Origin of the sequence: Pseudoalteromonas sp. MTN2-4, assembly GCF_042848605.1 — a bacterium.
Taxonomy (GTDB): Bacteria; Pseudomonadota; Gammaproteobacteria; order Enterobacterales; family Alteromonadaceae; genus Pseudoalteromonas.
Genome location: NZ_BTGK01000002.1, coordinates 280,975 through 305,648, shown reverse-complemented (window position 1 = coordinate 305,648; position 24,674 = coordinate 280,975). Strand labels below are relative to the sequence as shown.

The 24,674-nt window shown below is 41.3% G+C and carries 18 protein-coding genes; 15 read left to right on the top strand and 3 right to left on the bottom strand.

Translation table 11 applies throughout. The annotated features are described in order from the left end of the window. Positions 1 to 15: 15 nt before the first annotated feature. The 3 genes from ACGHEH_RS06345 (at position 16) to ACGHEH_RS06335 (ending at position 4,702) form a co-directional block, all read left to right on the top strand. On the top strand, positions 16 to 231 hold the full coding sequence (locus ACGHEH_RS06345; RefSeq protein WP_390443011.1) for an MBL fold metallo-hydrolase: 216 nt from the start codon (positions 16 to 18) through the stop codon (positions 229 to 231). Positions 232 to 459: 228 nt separating this feature from the next. Further along, complete coding sequence (locus ACGHEH_RS06340; protein WP_390443008.1) at positions 460 to 2,322, top strand: S8 family peptidase; 1,863 nt, start codon at positions 460 to 462, stop codon at positions 2,320 to 2,322. A gap of 277 nt (positions 2,323 to 2,599) precedes the next feature. Then, positions 2,600 to 4,702 (top strand): cache domain-containing protein, encoded by a 2,103-nt coding sequence (locus ACGHEH_RS06335; RefSeq protein ID WP_390443006.1) that lies wholly within the window; start codon positions 2,600 to 2,602, stop codon positions 4,700 to 4,702. 70 nt (positions 4,703 to 4,772) lie between these two features. Here the strand turns inward: ACGHEH_RS06335 and ACGHEH_RS06330 are convergent, their stop codons facing one another. Together ACGHEH_RS06330 and ACGHEH_RS06325 are read right to left on the bottom strand one after the other, a co-directional pair. Continuing rightward, on the bottom strand, positions 4,773 to 6,596 hold the full coding sequence (locus tag ACGHEH_RS06330) for a PKD domain-containing protein (RefSeq protein WP_390443004.1): 1,824 nt from the start codon (positions 6,594 to 6,596) through the stop codon (positions 4,773 to 4,775). 261 nt (positions 6,597 to 6,857) lie between these two features. After that, positions 6,858 to 8,294 carry a chitinase gene (locus ACGHEH_RS06325; RefSeq protein ID WP_390443001.1) on the bottom strand — a complete coding sequence of 479 codons (1,437 nt, stop codon included), beginning with the start codon at positions 8,292 to 8,294 and terminating at the stop codon, positions 6,858 to 6,860. A 542-nt stretch (positions 8,295 to 8,836) separates the two neighbouring features. Between ACGHEH_RS06325 and ACGHEH_RS06320 the strand changes: the two genes are divergently transcribed. From ACGHEH_RS06320 to ACGHEH_RS06305, 4 genes are all read left to right on the top strand, one after another. Further along, entirely contained in the window at positions 8,837 to 9,625 is a 789-nt protein-coding gene (locus ACGHEH_RS06320) for a thioesterase family protein (protein WP_390442998.1), read from the top strand. Positions 9,626 to 9,845: 220 nt separating this feature from the next. After that, the gene (locus tag ACGHEH_RS06315) at positions 9,846 to 11,327 is read left to right on the top strand and encodes a methyl-accepting chemotaxis protein (protein ID WP_390442996.1); all 1,482 of its coding nucleotides are present in this window, start codon (positions 9,846 to 9,848) and stop codon (positions 11,325 to 11,327) included. Further along, positions 11,317 to 11,847, top strand: a complete 531-nt coding sequence (locus ACGHEH_RS06310) for a DUF6436 domain-containing protein (RefSeq protein WP_390442993.1) — start codon at positions 11,317 to 11,319, stop codon at positions 11,845 to 11,847. Before ACGHEH_RS06315 ends, ACGHEH_RS06310 begins: the two co-directional genes overlap by 11 nt. A gap of 200 nt (positions 11,848 to 12,047) precedes the next feature. Next, the gene (locus ACGHEH_RS06305) at positions 12,048 to 12,389 is read left to right on the top strand and encodes a hypothetical protein (RefSeq protein ID WP_390442991.1); all 342 of its coding nucleotides are present in this window, start codon (positions 12,048 to 12,050) and stop codon (positions 12,387 to 12,389) included. 119 nt (positions 12,390 to 12,508) lie between these two features. Here the strand turns inward: ACGHEH_RS06305 and ACGHEH_RS06300 are convergent, their stop codons facing one another. Then, positions 12,509 to 13,024, bottom strand: a complete 516-nt coding sequence (locus ACGHEH_RS06300; RefSeq protein WP_390442988.1) for an RNA methyltransferase — start codon at positions 13,022 to 13,024, stop codon at positions 12,509 to 12,511. A 257-nt stretch (positions 13,025 to 13,281) separates the two neighbouring features. Between ACGHEH_RS06300 and ACGHEH_RS06295 the strand changes: the two genes are divergently transcribed. The 8 genes from ACGHEH_RS06295 to ACGHEH_RS06260 all read left to right on the top strand — a co-directional run bounded on the left by ACGHEH_RS06295 (position 13,282) and on the right by ACGHEH_RS06260 (position 24,617). Then, positions 13,282 to 13,488 carry a hypothetical protein gene (locus ACGHEH_RS06295; RefSeq protein WP_130255957.1) on the top strand — a complete coding sequence of 69 codons (207 nt, stop codon included), beginning with the start codon at positions 13,282 to 13,284 and terminating at the stop codon, positions 13,486 to 13,488. 98 nt (positions 13,489 to 13,586) lie between these two features. Beyond that, positions 13,587 to 14,060: an NYN domain-containing protein gene (locus tag ACGHEH_RS06290; RefSeq protein WP_058031979.1), complete on the top strand. Its 474-nt coding sequence runs from the start codon at positions 13,587 to 13,589 to the stop codon at positions 14,058 to 14,060. Between the two features lie 198 nt (positions 14,061 to 14,258). Next, the gene (locus tag ACGHEH_RS06285) at positions 14,259 to 14,669 is read left to right on the top strand and encodes a YjfI family protein (protein ID WP_130255955.1); all 411 of its coding nucleotides are present in this window, start codon (positions 14,259 to 14,261) and stop codon (positions 14,667 to 14,669) included. A 14-nt stretch (positions 14,670 to 14,683) separates the two neighbouring features. Then, positions 14,684 to 15,370 (top strand): PspA/IM30 family protein, encoded by a 687-nt coding sequence (locus ACGHEH_RS06280; RefSeq protein ID WP_390442984.1) that lies wholly within the window; start codon positions 14,684 to 14,686, stop codon positions 15,368 to 15,370. Positions 15,371 to 15,375: 5 nt separating this feature from the next. Further along, positions 15,376 to 15,714, top strand: coding sequence for a hypothetical protein (locus ACGHEH_RS06275; RefSeq protein ID WP_390442981.1), 339 nt, complete (start codon positions 15,376 to 15,378; stop codon positions 15,712 to 15,714). Positions 15,715 to 15,746: 32 nt separating this feature from the next. Continuing rightward, positions 15,747 to 16,349 carry a DUF1449 domain-containing protein gene (locus tag ACGHEH_RS06270; protein ID WP_390442978.1) on the top strand — a complete coding sequence of 201 codons (603 nt, stop codon included), beginning with the start codon at positions 15,747 to 15,749 and terminating at the stop codon, positions 16,347 to 16,349. 84 nt (positions 16,350 to 16,433) lie between these two features. Next, a complete protein-coding gene (locus ACGHEH_RS06265) occupies positions 16,434 to 18,596 on the top strand; it encodes a flotillin family protein (protein ID WP_058031984.1) in 2,163 nt (720 codons plus the stop codon). A 216-nt stretch (positions 18,597 to 18,812) separates the two neighbouring features. Then, the gene (locus ACGHEH_RS06260) at positions 18,813 to 24,617 is read left to right on the top strand and encodes a DNA repair ATPase (RefSeq protein ID WP_390442975.1); all 5,805 of its coding nucleotides are present in this window, start codon (positions 18,813 to 18,815) and stop codon (positions 24,615 to 24,617) included. The last annotated feature ends 57 nt before the right edge of the window (positions 24,618 to 24,674 follow it).

Here is a 24,674-nt window from a genome sequence, read left to right as displayed (position 1 = left end):
TGGGCCGATATCCATATGACACCAGGGCAAAGCTTACAAGCACACCTTGATTTACAAGGGAAAGTGATGGTGCCAGTACATAACGGTACCTTTGATTTATCATTTCATGCATGGTTTGAGCCGTTAGAGCGAGTGTCAAAAGCGGCAGATGAGCATAATGCTGTGATTAGAACACCAATAATTGGAGAAATTTTCAATTCAGAGAAGCAATTTATGCAAACACTTTGGTGAAAGTCTCTTTCATCTAACTCGTAACTAAAATTTAACAAAGTTAAATTGTGTCAAATTTATTAAATTAAGCAACTGATTTAAAATAGAAAATAGTTTAATTGTAAAGTTAAAGGTACAAATTTAAAGATGAAAAAGTTTAAATTTATGTAAATAAAATGTGATCTTTATGGTTCCTTGCGCTATGGTTTGAGTGATTTTTAATCAAACAACAAAGTAAAAGGAATCATTATGCGTAAATTATCGACTCTAGCATTTGCTATCGGTGCAATTGTATCTGGTCAAGCTTTAGCTCAAGCGGAACTAAAACAAGTTTCTGAAAGCAAAGCCATTCCAAATCAATACATTGTAGTATTTAAAACCCCTTCAGTTTTAAATATTCAAAGCGCTGATGCAGTAGCAAGTTATGCTGAGCAGGCCAGCCAAAAACTCGTAAATAGCTATAACGTAGATGTATCACGCAAGTTTGCTGGTTCTTTAAATGGTGTGGTTGTGAATGCATCTGCAAACCAAGTTCAAGACTTACTAAACAACCCTGATGTTGACTATATCGAGCAAGATCAGATTGTGAGTGTGTCTCCTCTAGCAGCTACAAATGCTGATCAAAGCAATGCAATTTGGGGTCTAGACCGTATTGACCAACGTGATCGTCCGCTAAATTCTAACTACCACTATGACTATGATGGTGCAGGCGTAACGGCCTACGTTATCGATACTGGTGTACTTATTTCGCACAACGAGTTCGGTGGCCGAGCTTCACATGGTTACGATTTCGTAGATAACGATGCAGATGCAACAGACTGTAATGGTCATGGTACACACGTTGCTGGCACAATTGGTGGTAGCCAATATGGTGTCGCAAAAAACGTTAATATTGTAGGTATTAAAGTACTAGGTTGTTCTGGCTCAGGTACTAACTCTGGTGTTATTGCAGGCGTCGATTGGGTTAAGAACAATGCATCTGGCCCTTCTGTTGCAAACATGAGTTTGGGTGGTGGAAGATCACAAGCACTTGATGACGCCGTTAACGCAGCGGTTGCTTCTGGTGTCACGTTTGTTGTTGCTGCGGGTAATGACAACTCAAATGCGTGTAACTACTCACCAGCACGTGCGGCAGATGCAATCACGGTAGGCTCTACAACGAGCAGTGATAGCCGTTCAAGCTTCTCTAACTATGGTAGCTGTTTAGATATTTACGCACCGGGTTCAAGCATCAAGTCAGCTTGGTATAACTCTAATACATCTACGAATACGATCAGTGGTACATCAATGGCTGCTCCTCATGTTGCAGGTGTTGCTGCGCTTTATCTAGATGAAGACAGCTCGCGCTCTCCAGCTCAAATTGATTCACTTTTAAGTAACCGCAGTTCTAAAAACAAAATTAATGATGCGAAATCGGGTTCACCAAATGAACTTTTATATAGCCTAGTTGGTGATGGTGGTCCTGTTGACCCAGTTGACCCGGATCCAGCACTTGAAGATGGTGTTGCTGTGAACATCTCTGGTGCTAGAGGCTCTGAAAGTTTCTACACATTTGAAGTACCTGCTGGTACTTCAAATGTGGCTTTCAGTATGACTGGTGGTTCTGGTGATGCTGATATCTATGTTCAACAAGGTACTAAACCAACACAATCTTCATATAGCTGTCGCCCATACAAAAATGGCAATGAAGAAACCTGTACTTTCAATAACCCAACTGCTGGCACTTGGCATGTAATGGTTCGAGGCTACAGTGCTTATTCAGGTGTGTCACTGAAAGCCCAAACATCATCAGGTGGCGGTTGCGGTGCGAATTGCCTAGATAATGGTGTACCAGTAACGAGCCTTTCTGGAACACGTAATTCTGAGGTTGTTTACACTATTGATGTACCAGCGGGTGTAACACTAAATGTAAATACATCAGGCGGCTCTGGTGATGCAGACCTTTATGTTCGTAAAGGAGCTGCACCAACAACAGGTACGTATGATTGTCGTCCTTACCGAAGTGGTAACAATGAGAGCTGCAGCTTGAGTTCTGGCACTGGCGGTACTTACTACATCATGCTTCGTGGCTATAGCGCTTATAATGGTTTGACGCTACAAGCTAGCTACTAAGTCTGAACGTTTTAAATCCAATTAATTAAGTCGTTAAGTAAAAGCGCATTAAGCAGTTTGCTTTATGCGCTTTTTATTTTTGATAATCCTTTCATATAAAAGTCTGCGCAAAACTCAAATTATTTCTCTGTTTTAGTTAAAATGTTAACAATATGTATTGTTTCGGCTTCATATTTCTACCTTAATTCCATATTAAACTTGTTTTGATAGGGCAATATCGCCTGAAGTTTAGTGAATTAATATTTTTGAAAATTTGAACACAGGTTGGAAAAACAGCGTGCGTGTAAAAGATCCCTGGGATAACCAATTAACGAAACCACTTTTGACTTTATTTTTAATTATTTCTGTTTGTGGTTTAATCTTAAATAGCTTTTATCAAATCCAGCAGACACGGTCTTTTAGTGAAGCCGTTCGTGAGCAAGTCAAAACCCAGACTTTAAATGCCGCAGCAGAAGTGGGTAGTGAACTAGAAAAAATCATGACAAGTGTTGATAGGTTTGCCCGTGAAGTGACGGCAACGCCAGATAAAACATTTGTGTTAAAGCTGTTAGAAGACGAGTTTGCCGTCAATGAAGATATTTATTCTTTAAATGTGACCTTTCATCCTTATCAATACCAGCCAAATATCCGCTATTTTAGCCCTTATTATGAAAGGTTAACGGGGGTCGAACGTAAATATAACTTGGTTGATTATGACAAGCCTTATAAAGAATTTAGCTGGTATCACAGGCCGTTAAAAGAGGGGCCTATCTGGACTGAACCTTATTATGAGCCGCAAAACAATGTGTTGATGACGACTTATTCAGTGCCTTTTTATCAATATAAAAATGCCAAACGAGAAGGGAAAATGCCAGTGGGAGTGGTTCCCTCTGATATATCGTTGGATCATTTAACGGCTTCACTCAAAGAGCTTGATTTGGGTTTAGGTGGTTATGGTATTTTATTTTCTAAGCAACAAAACCTAATCTCTCACCCTGTATTCAGCCATGTCAGAGAAATGGAAAACTTAAAAGACTTAGTGTCAGAGACTGAGTTTGCTTATCTCTCTAAAATATCAGGGTGCTTTGAAAGCGATTTAGATTACCTTTTTTTTAATGGTGAAACACTTGATAACAGCGAGCATTATGCTGCTTGTACAAAAGTGCCTCACACAAATTGGACATTGATAACTCGGATGTCTTCTGACATGTTTTACATGGACAGGGACGAACGTCGCCAAAATAATATTCATATTATTGCTTGGGGCGCAGCTTCATTTATCTTTCTTATTTTATTGATGACGAAAGTAAGAAAGCTGACTTGGACTCAAAACAATGTACTTTTATCAGTAACGCTGATTTTGAGTACTTCGTTGGTGCTTGAATTTGCAAGAAGCTTTAAAACTCTTGAGCAAATTGACAATGTTGTGATCACAACACAAGCGCAAAGAGAGGCGTTTTCATCAAGTTATAGTGACAGGATGGAAACAATGCATGTTGCGCAGCCTGAATATGTTGCAACGGGTTTGTATGTTGAGTCTCTTGAATTTGTAAATGCCAACAACGTGCATTTGACAGGTCATGCTTGGCAAAAGCTAACCGCTTCTCAGAAAACCTTTATTGAGCCTAAGTTGGCTTTTAATCACACCGTTAGCAGCAAAGTTGAAGAGGCTTACCGACAAGATTTAAAAGATGGTGGTTTGTTAGTTGGCTGGCGTTTTTCGATAAAAACAAGGCAGCAGTTTGATTACAGCAAATACCCGTTTGATCATAAGAGCATAGAGCTGAGTTTTAATGAAGCAGATATGGGTGGCAATGTCATTTTAGTGCCAGATCTTGAGTCGTATGAAAAGCTGTCAAAGATGGACAATCCGGCTGTATCTCCCGATATTGTGCTTGATGAATGGTTATTAAAGAGTAGCTATTTCAAGTACCGGTTTGAGAGCTACAACACGAACTTTGGTCTTGATACATTCTTTAACCAAAATGTCGCGCCTGAGCTTAACTATAACATTAATATTGAGCGTGAATTTATCGGACCATTTGTGACGACCCTTTTGCCAGTGATGGTCATGGTGTGTCTGTTATATGCGTGTGTTGTGAGTATGAAGTACACACCTTATGGTGACTTGCGTAACAATATAACCGCAGTTGTATTCACTATTTTACTTGCCCATTACAGTATTAGAGAGCATTTACAAATTGATGAGGTCGTCTATTTTGAAATCTTTTACTTCTTGCTTTATTTAGTATCTTCATTGTTTATGTTGATAGCACATCAATATTATAAAGCCAAAGAAGAAACGGGTGACGGTCGTATTTATAAACAATTGGCCAATATTTGGTTCTGGCCGGTGATGACCATCTCGATATTTATCATCACAATACTGACTTACTATTAAAACTTGAAGTGTAAAAAAGGCGATCATGCATCCTCATGGTCGCCTTTGTTAGCAGTTGTTAATAATAAAATTAGTTAGCAGTGGCCGTTAAGCTTACGCCACTATAAGCGCTATAGCCTCTGAGCATAACATGGTATCTACCTGCACCAGAGCTCACTGTACAAGTCTCTTCATTACCCCAGCGATAAGGTCGGCAATCATAAGTTGTTCGAGTTGGTTCGCTGCCCTTACGAACATATAAGTCAGCGTCACCTGAACCGCCAGTTATCACTATGGTGGCACCTGACATACCTGCAGGCACATCAAAGTAGAAGAATTGTTCGTTGTTTCTAGTGCCACTTAAGCCAGTCTTAGCTTCTCCATCTTTGAGTAGCTTAGGGTCTGTACCATCGTCGACAGCTAGTGTGTAAGTTTTGCTTGCTGTTGCGCCAGTTTCATCAGTGATCGTGAGCGTTGCAGAGAATTGACCCGCTGAAGCGTAAGTATGGCTTACACTAGAACCAAAACCGTTGGCAGAGCCATCACCGTATTGCCACTCGTATTGCGTAATTGAACCATTTGGGGAAGTAGAGCGGCTGCCATCAAAACTACAGCTCAGTAGATTACAGTTAATATCGAAGTCTGCGATAGGTTGCGGATCAATCGTGCCATTATCACCAGAAGGTACTTGACCATTGAAATGACTCGAAACCTGAGGCCAAATTAAGCTGATCTTTGCGCCCTTGTTAGTACATCCACCTAAATGGTGAAGTGCGATAACATTGTTTGTTGCTGCTGCAAGTACTGGAGAGCCAGATGAGCCGCCAATCGTATCGCAGTAGTAGCCTAAGTCAGTACCTGTGCCACGGCCATTGGCGTTTGCATTATTTACAGAGCAAAGACCGTTAGCATCTCTGTCAGATTCAATCGACAGCTCCTTTGGGTTACCAGAGCCATGCTGAGGAATGTAAATGCGCTCACCTTGTGTTGCATCACGTACATCTAGACCAAAATAACCAAATGGTGCCGCTTTTGCGAAATCATTAATGGTAAATAACGTATAGTCGAGAGTGTAGTCGGTTTTTAATAGATCTTTACCAGTGACTTTTACAACACTTTCTAGCGTATTCCCATCACAGCTAGTGTGTTGGTAATTAAACCAGACTTCTGTATTTGCCAGTTCAGATGCAGATTCCACACAATGGTTATTGGTGAACATGCGATTATCACTGCCAACTCGCCACCCAGTACATAAGCCACTGCCGTTCATAAGTAATCGGGCAACTGGTCGAGAGCGTTCAAACTCTGTTGGGTTTGAATTAGCCCAGCATTGCACGTCTCGGCGTTCCATCGCACCACAAGTAGAGGCAATGCCAACATCGGTTTCAATAGACTGTGCAAAGTCATTCTCTGTACCATGGAAGTAACTATCGATTTCAGCATCTGCCAGTGAGATTTGGCTTTGCGCAGCGAAGGTATTATTAATTTGACCTGGCGTGTATTCAACAATCACCTTGTCTGCTGAGACTGACATAGCATAAAACGATGAAATGCCATCATCACCCAGCGCTTGTGTTGCGGTGCTCATGTTGAACTCTGTGTACTCATAACGCTCGCTACCATCCTCAGAGCGCACGACAAGTTTGCCGCCATTCTGTAAGTTGATATTCTTAAAGTGCAGCTTGATGTAACTGGCATTTGGGTGTGAGACCGTTTGCGTAATGACCGTTTGGTTCACGGCATTTGCAGTTGCGAATTGACTGTTAAGCGGTAGGTTAAGCTGTGCAGCTTTACCTATTGTGGTTTTTTGTGCTTGTGATGTGTATTTCATCATTTGTGCTTCTGTCAGAGGCGCTTGAGCTGCTACAGACAGTGAAACCGCACTTAACAGCGGCAAGAAGTGGCGTACTTTCATTATTATATCCTTACAATTACTTGTTTATGGTTTTGGGAACCGAGCATAAAAGTAGCGCATATCAGTTGGGGTGTAAAATAATTGTTAAAGTTATTTTAACTTGAATTTTACATTGCGTGTTTAATACGCCTTCGTTTTTTAAAGATGTGGTGGAAAGAAGACAATAAAAAAGGTGATTGATAACATAAATATCAATCACCTTTTGGTAGTTTAATAGCGTACCAGTCCGTAAACTTAAGGATTAATATGGGCGAGGATGGCTTATTTGACCAGCGCCCAAGGACCGCCATCAGCTTTTGGCTCATTGCCCTGTGTCCACCATTTCGCAGCGTAAATTGCATTATTGAAGCTTACTTTATCGCCTTTTAAATACACCTTAGTGTTATCCCATGCCGCAATGCCACCAACTGGAGGTTTATCTTTAGGTGGGTCAAGCTTTTCAACCACAGTTACATTTGGCCAATTAACATGTGATTGATAAAAATTCGTGACACACTTTTCATAGTCGCCTGGTACAAGTGCGGAATAAGCAGTTTGGTAACCTACTAATTTACACTCGAATGACTGACCTCCTGGGCGGTCTGAGTGATAAGTCCAGTCAGCTTCCCAGTTTGTGTAAAGTACATCGGCAGAGCCGTTTAGGTTTAAGCTACCAAAAGGCGTTTGCTGCCAACAGGTATTTTCTTCGTCAGCTTCAATTGGGATGTTGTAATAGTTCGATAAACCTTCCCAGTAACGAATACGGTTTACTGGCTGACCTTTAGTACGGTTTTGCTCGCCACACTCAATGCCCCCATTGATCACATTTATAGTGGTGCCAAATCCATAACCAATACCAGCTGCCAGTTCTTTTTGAGAAGGTGTCCAAGTTCGGTCGATAACATGCAACATAGCTGGCTTTGGCGCTTGAGGTGTTAAGAAAAACCAAATAGCTGAAGCTAAGTTGAGCCAAGAATCAGCAACTAAACCTGGGTTGTCTAGTAGAACAGTCGCATCACCGTTGAACATGACTTCAGAGAAAGCACCGTAATTGAAGTGATAAGAAAGTTGTTTAGCACCGCGCCCAAAATAACCTTGCCCATCAGCGCATGGCCATCGACGGTTTTGCCAGTCATTTTGCCCACACCCTGTAGTGTAACCAGGTTGACCTTCAGACCACCCCATTTCTCGTACATGCACAAGTGCCTGTTGCCACTCTTCTAGCTGCTGTGGGTTGTCAGAAATATTGTCTTTGGCAATATGTCCGCCAGTTTCTTGCGCAAAGTGCGCAAATGCTGTGATGATAGACTTCTTACAAATGGCATCAGAATCACGGCCGTCTTTATACTCACCACAAAATGCAGGGAATTTACCTATAGCACGCAAGAAACGCGTATAAGTATATTCAGGGGCAGCCATACCGGTTAAAAAATCCCATTCTTGCTGACCAAAAACACGCTCGACTCGTTTTACGTTTTCAGGGTTGTTGACATTGTTAGGCGTGATCGCTTCAACAATACTGTTGTCGCGTGTTTCTAGTGCCTTGGCCCAAATCTGATACATAGGATCTGAGGCTTTTCCATCGCGGGCAGCATTAATTTCTGCTCGCGATAGTAAATAACCGTTTGGGTTATTAGGGTCGTCAACAATGGTTAGCGCATTGGCCGAAGCAATTAAACCAACTTGCAAAGCAAGCAGTTTGAGAGAATGGTTTTTCATTTGAGTTCCTTTGAATCGCATGTTTCTAAAATGGGGTTATTTAACCTATTTTTAACATTAGACGCTGAATGACATCGCTGTCAAGTTTGTCTTTGAAGAATTGTTGCATTTGCAATTACCGGTTAAGAGTTTATTTTTTTGAGTCTCACATCGCTTGTGTTTGTTGTGATTTTTTAAATAGTGATGGTGGGATAACGAGGGGTTAAATACTTTTTGAGTTGCTAAAGGGGTTCGCTTAACTTTCATATGTTCTTATAAAAAACACATTAAAATAAAGTGGACCTTTATGGCAAAGTTATTCTTCATTCCATAACTTCATTTTTAACTTCAACTTTTTAGAATTAGTCTAATAAAAACACTGTATTTAATTGTGCAAAATGCAATTTTATATATGGTTGAGTAGTATTTTTAGTGTGTACTATAAGAGCCTGAGATTGAGAAAAAAGCATAAGGAAATATCAAACTTGAATGTGGTCGTACCAGTTTATCTGTGATATAAAAAACACATACACTTTATCTGATTTCCACCTTAGGTTTTTACTATGAACTTACAAACTGTCCTCTCGCAATTAGAACAAGGGCTGTCAGAGATTGTCCTTCCTAGCTCTTGGTGCCAAGGCCGTACTGCATTTGGTGGCGTATCTGGGGCGCTCCTTTTTCAAGCAGTAAAACAAGTTGTAAAACCAACCCGTCGTGTCTTATCTATTAGTACAAACTTTATCGGCCCGCTGATTGCTGAGCAGCCGTTCGATATTAAAGTTGAAGTTTTACGTGAAGGTAAAAGCGCCTCTCAAGTATTGGCGCGTATTGAACAAGACGGAAACACTTGTGTACTGGCGCAATTTTGTTTTGGTGAATCTCGTAAGTCTGAATTACTGGTTAGCAATGATGAAACCCACCAACTAGTCGCGCCTAAGTCTGAGCAACGCATTCCTTATATTCCAAATATGACGCCAGAATTTTTCCAGCATGTTGAAATTTGCTTACAACAAGGTGGTATGCCATTTACGGGTGCTATGACATCTCACTTAGGTGGTTGGATGCGTTTTGCTGAGCATGAAGGTTCTCAAAATGAGCTGCAATTACTGGCATTGAGCGATGCATGGCCGCCCACTATGTTGCAAATGTATCCTCGTCCAGCGCCTGCAAGTACTATGAGCTGGTACATCGAATTTTTAAAACCCGTACAATTAGAACAAAGCCAGTGGTTTGGGTTCGAAGCGGTGACACATAACAGCGCTGATGGATATGCCATTGAAGAGGCTAAAATTTGGCACCCTGATGGGGAATTATTAGCATTGAGCCGACAAACCGTCGCCGTTTTCGCTTAAAAAAGTAGATAAAGTAAGGAGGTTGAATAGTTATAAAAGCACTAATCAGTACCAAGTGCTATCCCTCAACTTTTATTTTTGACTCACATCTATGTAGTGCCGATTATCAACACATGATAACCGGCACTTATCTTTATTAAATTTCTATTCGAGACGATCTTAAGCACTTTCAAAAACGTAGCTTATACTTATTGTGATTAGCCACTTTTTGGAGAGCACAATGGACTACCCTTGGATCAATAAAGCGAATGGGGTGTTTTCGGGTGTACTTGTTGCGCAGTTTGCTTTGTCTTTGTTTATTGCAGCTTTTACTCAAACATGGTTAGAAGCTATTGTGATAGGCCTTTTTGCACTGGCGTTACCTTTCTTTTTAATAAAGACGGCGCCGCACGCTACTGTTACCCGTTATAGTGTTGGTGTTGCTGTGCAAGTGTTTGCGGCATTACATATTCAACAAACCATGGGCTTAACTGAGCTTCACTTCGAAATATTCGTCGTACTGGCATTCTTGAGTTTTTATAGAGACTGGAAAGTGATTTTAGCCAGTGTGGCATTTGTTGCGGTTCACCACATAGCGTTCTTTTTCATGCAAGTGCAAGGTGCAGGCGTCTTCATTTTCGAAGAAGGGCATTTATTTTTCTATATATTAATTATTCACGCTGTTTTCGCTTTAGTTGAAGCGGGCGTATTAATGTTTGTTGCTAAACACTCTCATGAAGAAGCTATTGCGGCTCATGAACTATCTAAAAATGTGAAATCAATTTTGGCTGATAATGGCAAATTTGATTTAGCCAGCTACAAAGCCTGTGAATCAGAACAACTTGCAGATTTTAATAAATTAATTGGTTCATTTTCAGGGCTAATAACCCAAGCAAAGCAAGTTTCAGACTACATAAGTGGTATGTCAGAAGAAGTATCGAAGCTTACAGCCGAAGTGCAAGCAGCAAGTGATGATAACAGTAGTCAAATAAGCCATATTGCGACGGCCACTGAAGAGATGACAGTTGCTAGCGGAAACGTAGTTGAGCAAGTGAGTAGTGCCAATGAAAACGCCAATGATGCCTTTACCAGTACAGATAAAACTCGCGCCATTATTGACAGCTCAGGTCAAAATATTGATGAGCTGACACAAGAAATCGCCAGCACTTCAAATACCATTAGCGAATTAGCCAGTAAGTGTAATCAAATAGAAGAGGTGATGAATGCCATTAAATCTATTTCGGACCAAACTAATCTATTGGCATTAAATGCAGCAATTGAGTCAGCTAGAGCGGGTGAGCATGGCCGTGGCTTTGCCGTGGTGGCAGACGAAGTAAGAAAGTTAGCGATGAAAACGCGTGAAAATGCAGAGCAGATCAGCGAGATAACAGCTTCGCTAACCTCTGAGGCTTCTCTTTCAGTTGAGCAAATGGCGAAATGTTTAGAGCAAGCTCAATGCACGGTGACACAAGCTAATGAAGCATCAGGAATGATGAGTGGTGTGGTGCAAAGTATCCAAAGTATCGTGGATAACATGTCTTTAGTATCAAGCGCAGCCAATGAACAAACCAGTGTCTCAGATAGCATTTCTGAGTCGACACATTCTCTAGCGAGCAATTCTAAACACTTACAAACGGCCTCAGCTGAGGTAGGTGAAAAGTTTCAACGAATGCAGTTGCAAATTAAAAGCCTAAATGAGGAAATGCAGAGATTTGAAGTTTGACCGAGCGACAATTATATTTTTATTCTGGGCTGCCAGTTTATTATTGGCAGTCCTTTATGCCTCGAGCAGTAAATTAAAATCGTTCGACCCAAACAATCAGCTTCATCAAGCGGCTTTACAAACACGGTTCGATAAGTTGTTTTTGACTCAGTTACAAACTATTGAGGCTAATCTAGTCAACACGGTGTTTCATTTTCGAACTGATAGCTGTTTTTGCCACACAGTAGCGCAGGGCCATATTGCTTCAGTAGAAAAATTGGCAGAGCGTCAGACTTTTCGGAACATCAAAGTTAATCTAGTAACGAACTCAAAATTGAAACGCTTTATCCCGTCAGTGCCCGCGGTTGCAGTCGTTGATGAAGAAGGGAAGTTAAGCTATTTAGGGCCCTATGCATCCGGTATGTTTTGTACACAAGGCAATGGTTTAGTGGAGCCATTTATTAAAAGAATGCAAGGTCAAAACCTAGGTGCAACAGTGATTTCACAAAGCCAAGGGTGTTATTGTGCTTTAAGTACCTAAATAACAGATTTTATCCATGTAGGTGCACCATATATGAATTTATGTGTAAAAGTTTTTTCAAGTTGCTATCAATTTTAAATCAGTAATATGAATAAAGTCTTTTATGTTGAGTTAACTAGTTTTGTATTGATATTAGGTTAAGGTAAGCTACTAAAAAAGATAGATTTAGTGAGTAAGCTGGTAGCGGTTTGGGCTATTTTATGAATACAGAAGAAGCATATAACAAGGTCGCGAATATACTCTATATACACTTTTCAGAAGATGAAGTATTTGACAAGCTTGAACTAATTATTGAGTTAGATGATGGTTTTATAGGTCGTCAAGCAAACAGGTATTTTAACAATGAAGTGTATATTCCAACGATTGATGATATTTCTTTTGAAGCTGAAGCAGATCTTCAAAATGCAGCTAGTTTCTTAAAAGATAACTTAATTGAAACCACAGGCGATAAAATTTGGGGCTTCACATTTACTTTATATCCTGATGGCCAATTTAATATCGATTATACCTACGATATGCCTGAATGGATGCAAGATGACTAACCATTCAAATCTAAGCTGAACCACAATGAAGCCACTTTTTTGCAAGAAGTCACACCTTAAAAACTCTTCATCACGCTTCTTGCAAGAGAGAGCTCAATTGGCTTAGTTGAACCTTAAAGTTAAGGCTTAAATTTCAAGCGATTATTATTATCTCGTGAATCGAGTATTTGCTGTTTATTAAACTGCTGAGTTTGTTTTGCTGCGCGGTCATATAAAAGCACATTAACCGTAGCGGCTAGGTTCATACAGCCAGTGGTTGGCATATAAACGACCGCACAGGCTTTATCGACAAACTCTTGTGGCAAACTGCCATCTTCTGGGCCGAATATATACAGTGCTTGGTCTGGGTGCTGAAATAAAGGCAGTGGCGTTGCGCCTTCCACGAGTTCAACACACACGATAGGAATGTCTTGGCTAACGGCTTGAGTTAAATCATTGACTTGAGTAAGCGGTATTTTCTCACTGACATTTTTAGTATCGGTTTGATGTTTTGCGGCAATGGCATAACGTTTACCACTAAAAAACACCTCATTGGCCTCATAACAGCCAGCTGCACGCATAATACCGCCAACATTCGTCGGAGATTTAGGGTTAAATAGGCCGATGGCGCAGTAAGGTGAATGTTGCTCTTTCATAATGACACTAAATTGATAACTAAAACCGGCGCAGTATAAACCTTTCTGAAGATATTTTCTCTAAATTAACCTGAGCTTTGCTGAAAGCTAATTAACTGCATAGTGTGATTGAGTTATTAATTCTAAATACTCAATAGCACTAAATTACTTGAACTTACCTCGCTTTATAATTACTTGTTCTTATTTAAGTGTTTACTTAATTCGTGCTTTTTTATTACACTTTTTTTGCCAATAACGGCACTAAAAGGATATTTATTATGAAACTGAACAAAAAGAAATTAAAAAACTTAACGTCTGAAAAAGTACTCGCTAACGCCGCTACCCCAAATGTGGCTGGTGGTTATTTAGATTCAGATAATCCAGATTGTTTACCAACAAATAGAGCAGACTGTAGAACAGGTGCTATTTCATGTTGGAATGGCAGAGATTGTGTTTTCACAAATCGCTTTAATATGTGTGACTAATACATGATAGCTTTGAGGCTTAGGTAACTGAGCCTCTTTTGGTTTTAACTACTTAATTTTTTGGTTAGCATGGGGTTTTAAATTGCTCTGAGCACCAAATGAAAAAAATAGCTGTTTTTGTCGATGTGCAAAACATTTACTACACCACTCGAGACGCATTTTCACGTCAACTCAATTACCGAAAAGTTTGGCAGTTTTTATCTGAGCAAGGCGACATTACTCTTGCAAACGCCTACGCCATAGCCCCAAACGACGACTCACAGCACAAGTTTCAAAAAGCCCTCAAACACATAGGGTTTAATGTAAAGCTTAAACCTTTTATTCAGCGTAAAGACGGCTCGGCCAAAGGTGATTGGGATGTGGGGATCACTATAGATGTGCTAGAACATGCACCAGATGTAGACGTGATCTGTTTGCTATCGGGCGACGGTGATTTTGATTTATTGATGCAAAAAGTGGCAGCTAAACACGGCATTGAAACATGGGCGATTGGGGTTGAACAACTTACAGCAAATTCATTGATTAATAGTTCAAGTAAGTTCATTCCAATCGAAAGTAAGTGGTTACTATAGGTTTCTAATAATTAGGTTAGATCTAGAGTAAAAATTCTTAACCTAACATTAAGGCGTAAAAATTAAACTTCAATTGTTCATAAAAAAAGCATTGACATAATATGTCATGTTGTGCGAATTTGAGAAGCAAGGATGCAGCAATTGATAAAAACCTTGCTGCTATTTTCTTAGGATAAAGAAATTTAAGGAATCGCGAACATGGATCTCAATGAACTCGCCCTACAACTTTCTAAGCAAGAAGCCGATGGTGCTTCTTTCGAATCATTTTTTATCAATCGTACTGGTCAAGATGTGCTGCAAGTCATTGTTGATGGCAACGATGAATTACCTATTTTTGTTACTCAAACCGATGAGCAAGTTTTGTGTATTTGCTACTTGTTTGAAGAGCAAGAAGTTAAAGCTGAACTACGCGCAGAATTAAACGACACCTTGCTGCGTTTAAATGTGCCTATGCCACTCAGTGCATTTGCGAAAATAGATAATAAAGTCGCCATTTTTGGTGCTTTGTCTACCAATTCCACTTTTGAGCAGCTAAGTCATGAAATTGTGACTTTATCAGGTAATGCCATTGATGCATTAGAAGCTGTTAGCGAATACTTTGTCGAGTAAAAGGAGAGTTAATTATGAGTATGTTAAGAAAACTATTTACAGCAGTTAAGGGTGGCGCTCGTGAAGCAGGTGAAAGCATCGTTGATGCCAATGCCATTCGAATTTTTGAACAAGAGATCCATGAAGGCAAAGAAGCCATTACCGCTGCCAAGCGTAACTTAACCGAAGTTATGGCTAAAGAAATGCAGCTAACGCGCCATATCAAAACTTTAGAAGATAAGATTGCACAACATGAAGAGTTTGCCTCTCAAGCACTTGATAAAGGCGAAGAGCCATTAGCACTAGAAATTGCTGGTAAAATTGCTGAGTTTGAAGAAGAAAAGGCTGCGCAATCGCCCACTCTAAGCCAGTACCAACAGCATATTGCGTCATTGAAGCAACAGATCAAAGATGCGGAAAAGCAACTACAAGAAAATCAGCGCCAACTGAGTATTGTTAAGACCACAGAGAGTGTACAGCAAGCAACATTAGCTGTGAGCGATACACTGACTGCGGGTGATTCTTCAATGGCTTCGGCAAAAGAGTCTCTTGAACGAATCAAACAGCGCCAAGCTGATCGTCAAGACAGATTGGCTGCTGAAAGAGAGCTAGCCGATGAAGCGCAATCATTAGAACAGAAAATGAAAGCCGCCGGTATTGGTGAAGCCAATGATAGCAGTGCCGACATTCTTGCCCGCATTAAAGCGAAAAAAAATAGTTAAATACCATGAACATCAAGAAGGATACTTGGCAAAAGCAGGAGCGTGCGGTCAGGGCAACACAGCTTGCCTTTGACCTTAGTTCAGAGGTGCAAAAACATATCAAGAAGCAGGCGATCGACGACGAGGTGACTCCCTCAGACATGATCCGTCGAATTCTTGGCCTTGAAGTCAAATCAAAAAAGACCCGACAACGTTTGAGCTTTAACTTAAGCGATGAAGAGCTAAATCAACTCGGAGCGCAGTTCGGCATTGTTGAACCGGATGAAGCGCGTAAAAAGCGCTTAATCAAGCAACAAGTGGCCGACTTGTTGATCCAATTTACAGAGCAAAATAAACAAACCTAACCTCTGAAAATTAATAAATACATAGGGAGCTTATGGAATTTTTAAACATTGCACTCACTTTCCCCACGGCCATTTTCAGTACCTTGTTACTGATAGTGATTGGCTTTTGGTCAATTGCCTTATTGGGGTTTGCCGATATCGACATGCTTGAAGGTGATGTCGATGTTGATGTAGGTGAGTCAGATACAGGCTCATTAGGATTCGGCGGCGTACCACTGACCGTGTCGCTAAGTTTAGCGATTGTGATTAGCTGGTTCTGTAGCTTCTATGCGCACAAGTTCTTTGCCTATTTATTAGGTGAGGGTGTGATGTTTTATGTGCTGGGTATTGCGATGATGTTGGGCTGCTTTTTTATCTCACTCCTTATCACAGCCATATTAGTAAAGCCATTGCGTAAGTTCTTTCAAAGTAAAGAGGCTGCGTCTAAGAGCGATTTTATTGGTCTGGAATGTGTCATAGCTACAGGCAAAGTCACAACAAGCTTTGGTCAGGGCAAAGTTCAAATCAATGGCACAGAGCAATTAATAGAAATTAGATGTGATGAAGATAAAGCCTTCTCACTGGGTGATATTGCGGTGTTAATTGAACACAACGATGTCGCTAACACTTACACCGTGGTTGAAAAGCCTTGGTAACACACTTTTAAAACACAAAATTAAACACTTGGGAAAATAGACTGGATTTATACCAGTCAAGAAAACACAACTTAGGAAGAAAACATGGAATTTCTTAATAATTTAGGACCGATCTTAACAGTTGTCGGCGTTGCAATCGCGGTTATTTTTGCCGTTATTATGATTGTTGGTAAGTTCTACCGTAAGGTCGATCAGGGCCATGCGCTTATTATCAATAAAATGAAAAATGAGCCAGATGTCACTACTACAGGCGGCATTGTTTACCCGGTTATTCACAAAATGGAAGTGATGGATATTTCAACCAAGCGCATGGTGCTAGAGCGCCGTGAAAATAGCGGCCTGATCTGTAAAGACAATATTCGTGCAGACATTGCTATTACCTTCTATATTCGTGTCAACGAAAACAAAGACGATATTCTTCGCGTTGCAAAGCAAGTAGGTTGTGAACGCGCTTCTCAGCCAGAAACGTTACAAGAACTATTCGAAGCTAAATTCTCAGAAGCCTTAAAAACAGTGGGCAAACAAATGAATTTTGAAGAGCTATTTACTCACCGTAATGAGTTCCGTGATTCAATCAAAGAAGTCATTGGTCAAGATTTATCGGGTTATACCCTTGAAGACGTTGCCATTGATTATCTTGAGCAAACCTCAATCAATAAACTAGATCCTAATAACATTCTTGATGCAGAAGGTATTCGCCGTATCACCGAAAAAACCGCTGAGCAGAATGTTAAAACCAATCAATTAAAGTGTGATGAAAAAGCGCAAATCGAGATCCAAAACCAAGAAGCACTTGAGAAATCACTAGAAATTGAACGTCAAAAAGAAGATGCGCAGGCTAAACAGCAACGTGAAATCGAAACCGTGCGTGCGCGTGAAACCTCAGAAGCTGAGCGTGTTAAACAAGAAGAGCGCTTAAAAGCCGAAGAAGCAAAACTGAAAACTGACGAGCAGTTAGAAATCGCAGAGCAAAATAAACAACGTGAAATCGATATTGCTGAGCAAAACCGTTTGCGTGTGCTTGCGATTGAAGAAGAAAAAGTAGCCAGAGCACGTGAGATAGAGACGATTGAACGTGAAAAAGAAACTTCTATCTTGCGTATTAATAAAGAAAAAGCGCTTGAAGTTGAGCAAAAAGAAATTGCTGATGTACGTCGTGATCGCGTCGCGGTAGAGAAAACCGTAGCTGAAGAGCAAGAGCGTATCAAAGATGTACAAGTACTTGCTGCAGCTGAGCGTGAAAAAGAAGCGATTGTTATTAGAGCTCGTGCAGAAGCTGAAGAAGCATTAGTGAAAGATATCGAGTCTGCTAAAGCCAAAGAGCAAGCGGCTGAATTTAAAGCGCGTGAGCAAGAGAAAATGGCAGAAGCTGAGCTTCGCATTGCAAACCAAAAAGCAGAATCTAAGAAGATTTTAGCCGAAGCTGAAAAAGTAGAGATTGCCGCATCTGGTCTTGCAGAAGCTGATGTTATTAAAGCTAAAGCAGAAGCAAGTGCAATTCAAGGTGAAACAGACGCAAGAGTGTTACAACAAAAGTTAGCTGCCGAGGCAGAAGGTAAACGTAACATTGGTGAATCAGAAGCTGTCGTGATGCGTCAGAAGCTTGAAGCAGAAGCTGAAGGTAAGCGTGAAATTGGTCTTGCAGATGCACAAGTACAAACTGCCATGGCAGAAGCTGTTGAGAAGCAAGGTGAAGCAGAAGCAATCAACCTTGAACGCAGAATGTCAGCAGAAGCGAAAGGTCTAGAAGAGAAACTACAAGCGCTTAATGCCATGGACCAAGACGCCCGTGATTACGAGAGCTTCACATTACAGCTGAATCAGCAAAAAGAGCTAACGCTTGCGAAACTAGACATTGAAAAAGACATTGCAGCGAACCAAGCTGAGATCTTATCTAAGACATTGGGTAATGCAGATATCAACATCATGGGTGGTGACGGCCAGTTCTTCAACCAGTTCATGAAAGCCATTACGGTGGGTAAATCAATCGATGGGTTAGTCGATGAAAGCCAAACAGTTCAAACTTTGTTTAAAGATCACTTAAACGGTGACAGAAACATCATGGATGACCTAAAAGGGGTGTTAGCGGGTGCAAACGCGTCGTCAGAAACGATGAAAAACCTTAGCATGAGCAAACTTATGCAGCAGCTTAGTAACTCATCAGAGACTGAAAAGCAGCAGTTATTAGGTATGTTAGGCGGCTCATTGTTAAACGGCAATGCCAAAGAAGTTGAAAAGCAAGACTAGCGCAGCTTAGTAGCGAGTGGTTTACCCTGAACAAAATACTATTTGTGCAAACGATGTAGGTTGGGCTAAACACCAACCTACAGACGAATAGGGTTTTAATTGTAGGTCGTCGTTTATTGCGACACATACTCAGCTACGACAACACTTCACTTGTTACACGTACTTTGCCCTTTTTTTGAGGGCAACTTCTTTAAAGATTATTAGGACAAAGAGATTATGGCAGATCCAGCAAATGAAGCTGCGCTCGAACAGGGCTCCTATGACTTAATTAAACGTAGATTGAGTAACTCAGGTACACAATTACGTTCTCTCGCCGATGATTTAAACCAACAACGCGTTGATACCTTTGGTAGTACTGAGCTGAAAGTAAAAGGCCGTGCTCGTGTACGTACAGAGCACAACTGTATTCCAAGAGACATTGTCTTAATTGGCGATAAACTTATTTTTGCTTACAACGTATTCTTGGGACTAAAGAAAAACATTCATGTGAGTGATGTTTTCACTGTTCAAAAACTGGTTGAGCAGGACGATCACTATGAAGTAGAGCCTTATCCAAGCGAAACCAAGTTCCTGACAAATCCACGATTTTTAAGAGACTTTGAAGAGCTATACACTTACTACAAAGAAACCCGTTTACAGCATTTATTCCAACAAGCGGGCAAAGTATTTGCTTGCTTCCAAATTGGTGAAAAGCTGACTGATGTCCGCGTATTTCGTTGGGAAATCGCAGCTGATAACACCCTTGAGTATATCGACAATCGCGGTGAGCGAGACTTACAAGATAAGCAAGACTACGACTTTGAGTGGGTAAAAACCGACCGCGCCGATCATGTTGAAGGACGCTTTGGTCATATTAATGTGCTCGACAAAATTTTTGTCGAAACCACAGGTGGCGACTTAACCATTAAAGTTGAAAATAACACCGATAGTGGTGAGGGGATCTATTCAGAGCCTGTTGAAGATAAAAATCAATCATTGGCCGACTGTGAGCTTGAATACGCTCAAGTGGGTGAATTGATCTTACTTAAAGTGCAGCCGTACCGTGAAAAAGATTGGCGCTTCTTTATTTTCAATTGCCGTACTGAGGCGGTTACTCGTCAAGATGCTATTGGCGATGCCTGTATTCAGTTGCCAGATGACCACGGTATTATTTTCCCAGGTGGGTACTACCTGCAGTCGGGTCAAACGCGCTACTTTGATGATCAAATCGAGAAACTAGAGTTTCATCGTCAGGTTAAATCACCCAACGGTGAAGACGTACTGTATGTGTTTTACGAGCCAAATGAAGGTCGTTACGCACTCTTTGCCTATAACCTAATAGAAAAGAATCTACAAAACCCAATCTACTGCCATGGTTATGGCGTCTATGACGATGGTTTAACACTGACTTTCAAAGCCGATAAAGAAGAAGCTGAGCGTGTTCATCCCATTCAAATTTGGCAAAGCCCATTTTGCTCTGTCGAATTTGCCGCAAATGCGCCAGCACCAACCAGCATACTAGGCAAAATAGGTAACCCAGACTTAGTTCGTGGTATTTCAGACTTATACTCAGTTTGCAAAGCCATCAGTGAACAAAACCCAAATATCAACCACTATGAAGCCTTAATCGCACAAGCACGGAGTGTGCTTGATAGATATCATTGGTTAGCTGATTTCGAGGCGCTCATTGCGCTGATACATGAGATTTTTGAAACCTCAGAGCAAGTGCTTGATGAATTTGAAAAAGTAAAACAAATTCAAGAAACAGCGTTAAAGTCTCTTGCTGATATTAAGCAAACAGTGGTCGACACCCTGCGCGATATTCGCCCCGATAGTTTTAAGTTAACCAGCGAATTTGTAGCTGGGTTAGACGCTTTAAAGCTATTAAAAGGCAAAATCATTAGCCTTGAAGAGGTGAAATACATTGACCTTGATGGTTTAAAAGCGGAGCTTAAAACCGTTGATGAAAAAACCGCACAGCTCAGTCAAGCAACGGCGCAGTTTTTACAACAAGACAAGGCGCTTGCACCTTACCATAACAAGCTTGATGAGCTTACTGCTGCCTCTGAAAAAAGCGAGGCCGTGACTGAGTTAAATGGCTTTTTAGCTCAGCTAGATACGCTAAGCGAAGAGCTCGACTTACTTAACCACACCATGCTCGACTTAGAGATCGAAGACAGTCGTGTTCGCACGCAAATCCTTGAAGATGTCAGCGGTGTGTATGGTCTGGTTAACCGGGCCAAGGCAAGCATTGAAATTCGCCGCAAAAGCTTAGGCTCTGTTGAAGCCAAAGCGGAGTTTTCGGCACGCTTTAAGCTCTTTAGTCAGAGTATTACCAGCAGCTTAAACAATGCCAAAACCCCAGAGCAGTGTGATGAACAACTGTCGCGGTTATTAATTCAGTTAGAAGAGCTAGAATCTCACTTTAGCGAGTACGACGAATACTTAGCTGAAATCATGGCTAAGCGCGATGATGTATACGAAAGCTTTGAAGCGCATAAGCAACAGTTGATGGAAGAGCGTCAGCGTAGAGCATTAAACATTGCTAATGCCGCTGAACGTATTTTACAAGGCGTGACTCGACGTTCGCAAAGCTTTACTGAGCTTGAACAGATCAACAGTTACTTTGCGTCAGATCCGATGATCAGCAAGCTACGCGGGTTAACCCAAGAGCTGCAAGAGATTGGCGATGAAATTAAAGCGGATGATATTTTATCTAAGCTGAAGTCATGCAAAGATCAGGGCATTCGTGCCCTTCGTGATAAACAAGACATTTATGTGCAAGGCGGCAACCTTGTAAACATAGGCAAGCACGGTTTTAGCGTTAATAAACAAGCACTTGATTTAACACTTTTGCCTCGTGACGATACCTTAATGCTGCACCTTACGGGTACTGAGTATTTTGAGCCAATTCCAGATCCAGCAACTCGTTCGCAGCTTGAAACGGGCAAAGCCTATTGGGAGCAAAATCTTGTTTCTGAAAATGCCGATGTTTATCGTGGTGAATACTTGGCGGCTCAGATTTTGGCATGCGCCAATAAAGGTGAGCAAGGCTTAAACTTTGATGTATTGAATGAGGCGGTTCAAAAAGATGAATTGCTGTCTTTGGTACAAAAATTTGCCGAGCCAAGGTATCAAGAGGGATACGAAAAGGGCATTCATGATCATGATGCGTGCGCGATTTTAACGAATCTATTAGTGCAAAAGCGGGCTTTAGATTTACTGATTTATCCGGTTGGTTCACGGATTGTTGCGCAGCTTTATGCAGTGCAACTGTCAAAACAAGCGTTTACAGCATTGCAGCAGTCATCTAAGCAAGCGTATTTAATGCAGACCATGTTTAACGATACCGCTTTTTATAATGCTCAAATTCAGCAATTAGCTGAGGACATTAAAGCGTATTCAGAACAAATTGCAGATATTTGTGCGGTATTTAATGATTTTTCGCTGCAGTTGAGTGCGCAATATCTATTAGATGAATTAGCTAAAAAGCACACTGAAGCAAAGTTTATTGTGTCAGGTAAAGTTAAAAACTTAGCTGAGCAGTTCCAAAGCAGTGCGAAAAGCAAAGGCTTTTGGGGTGAGTTACAAAATGCCCTAAAAGCGGCAAGCCATGTGAGTGACAAAGCCAAATTATTATTCAGTTGGTTAGTGGCTTATTCGCAAAACAGCCAAACGCAAAGTAATGACCAAATCAGCGCACTTAACATCAACATCGCCCTTGAAGCGGCGACTGTGGTGTTGCTGAGCAATGACAAACTGGCTGGGTTTTATGCCCACGATGCCAATGTATCTGAGCAAGTAACCGGTTTAATGGGGCAGCATCGTACGATTCAAGATCAAACTTTACAACTTGATTATGCGGCATTCTTTGCCCGTACTAATGCCTATATTGAGCAGCATGTAACTGGTTTCTCTGCATTCCAATCTCTTAAGAGTGATATTTTAGCGACCCAAAAAGAGCGTTTACAACTTGATGAATTTAAGCCAAAACCACTGAGTTCATTTGTCCGAAACCAGCTTATTAATAAGGTCTACTTTCCGATCATCGGTGATAACCTCGCCAAGCAAATTGGTGCCTCAGGTGGTAATAAGCGTACCGACTTAATGGGTATGCTGCTGCTCATCTCTCCACCGGGTTATGGTAAAACCACTTTAATTGAATATGTGGCAAACCGTTTAGGCTTAACTTTTGTCAAAGTGAACTGTCCGTCTATAGGACATGATCAAGTATCGCTCGACCCATCGCAGGCCATTAATGCCACCGCAGCCAAAGAAATAGAAAAGATAAACCAAAGTTTTGAAATGGGTAACAATGTCATGCTGTATCTCGATGATATTCAGCATACTAATCCTGAGTTCTTACAAAAGTTTATTTCATTGTGTGATGGCTCTCGTCGTATTGATGGCGTATGGAATGGTCGCAGTAAAACCTATGATTTGCGCGGCAAGAAATTTGCGGTTGTGATGGCCGGTAACCCTTATACCGAGTCAGGTGAAAGCTTTAAGATCCCAGACATGTTGGCAAACCGTGCCGATATCTACAACTTAGGTGACACACTCAGTGGGTGTGAGCAAGAATTTGCCATGAGTTTTGTAGAAAACGCATTGACCTCGAATGCTGTGCTAGCGCCATTGGCGAACCGCAATATGGAAGACTTATATAAGCTGGTACGTATTGCCGAAGGTGAAGATATCTCGTTGAACGAGTTAGAGTACGGTTACTCACAAGCACAAGCCAACGAAATTGTCTCGGTGCTACAAAAACTACTGACCATTCGCGACACCGTATTAAAAGTGAATGCCCAGTACATTGCCTCAGCCGCTCAAGATAATGACTACCGCGTAGAGCCACCATTTAAACTGCAGGGCAGTTATCGAAACATGAATAAGATGGCCGAAAAAGTCGTTGCAGCCATGAACGATGACGAACTCGAAAATCTTATTCGTGATCACTACCGTGGCGAAGCGCAAACCCTCAGTAAAGGCAGTGAAGAAAACTTACTTAAACTGGGTACCATCCGCGGTACGTTAACGGCTGAAGAGCAATCCCGTTGGGCGCAAATTTGCGGCGACTATGAACGACTCAACAGAGCGAATGATGCAGGCAGTCCGGCGCTCTTAGCTGTCGAAGAGTTAGCCAGATTAAATAACGCTATGACAGCGATTGCGGGTAACTTGAACAAAGATACGTTAAGCTTTGATTATTCAGAGGCACTAGCGCAGTTAATTGGCGCACAGCAAAACCAACAGAGTGCTGAGGCAATCAATGAAGGACTGAACGGTATTAATCAGACCTTGCAAAACCAAGTTGCACAAAGTCAGCAAAGTGGTGAGCTTACGGCCAACAAGCTGGTGGATATTGCACAGGCGTTTAATGTAATTGCTAATAAGCTGAATAAAACCCAGCTGAGTCATAACTATACTGACGTTTTCCAAGCGCTGCTTGCCAATACCGAAGGTAAACCCAAGGCGTCGGACTTACAAGCATTGCAAGACGCCTTAGTGAACAGTCAGGCTCAGTCATCATCGCAGCTCAATAAAGCCTTAACACAAGGGGTTACCTCGCTTACTCAGGGCATACAAGACCTTAAAGCGCACAATGCGGACAGTGCTTCAGCGGAGTTTGATATTGAATTGAACACGCAATTTGATGCACTCAAGCACAGGCTGTCCCAAGCTGAAGCGGCTTTACAGGCAAACAGTAAACAGCTCAACCAACAGGTAGAGCAACAAGCCCAGCAAAGTGAGCAACAACACAGTGCGGTGTTGAGCCAACTGGTTGAAAGGCTAGAGGGGCTGTATACTCAGTTTGATACTGCACAGTCGCAACAGCAAAGCAGCGAAGGTCAGTCATTAACGGCACTCACTGAGTTGCTACAAGTGACACTGCCAAGCTTTGTTCAGCACCTTGATAAACATCAAGCGCTGGACCCTGCAATATCAAGCAAGCTTGATGGCATTCTTGCCAAACTCACTCAGTTAGAGCATTTGCCTAGTAAAGAAGAGGGCAGTAGTTCAAACAACCCGTATATGCTGTAATACAAAACTCAGGGGCCAAGTGCCCCTGAGTTTTTACAAAACGATTTATTTAATCAA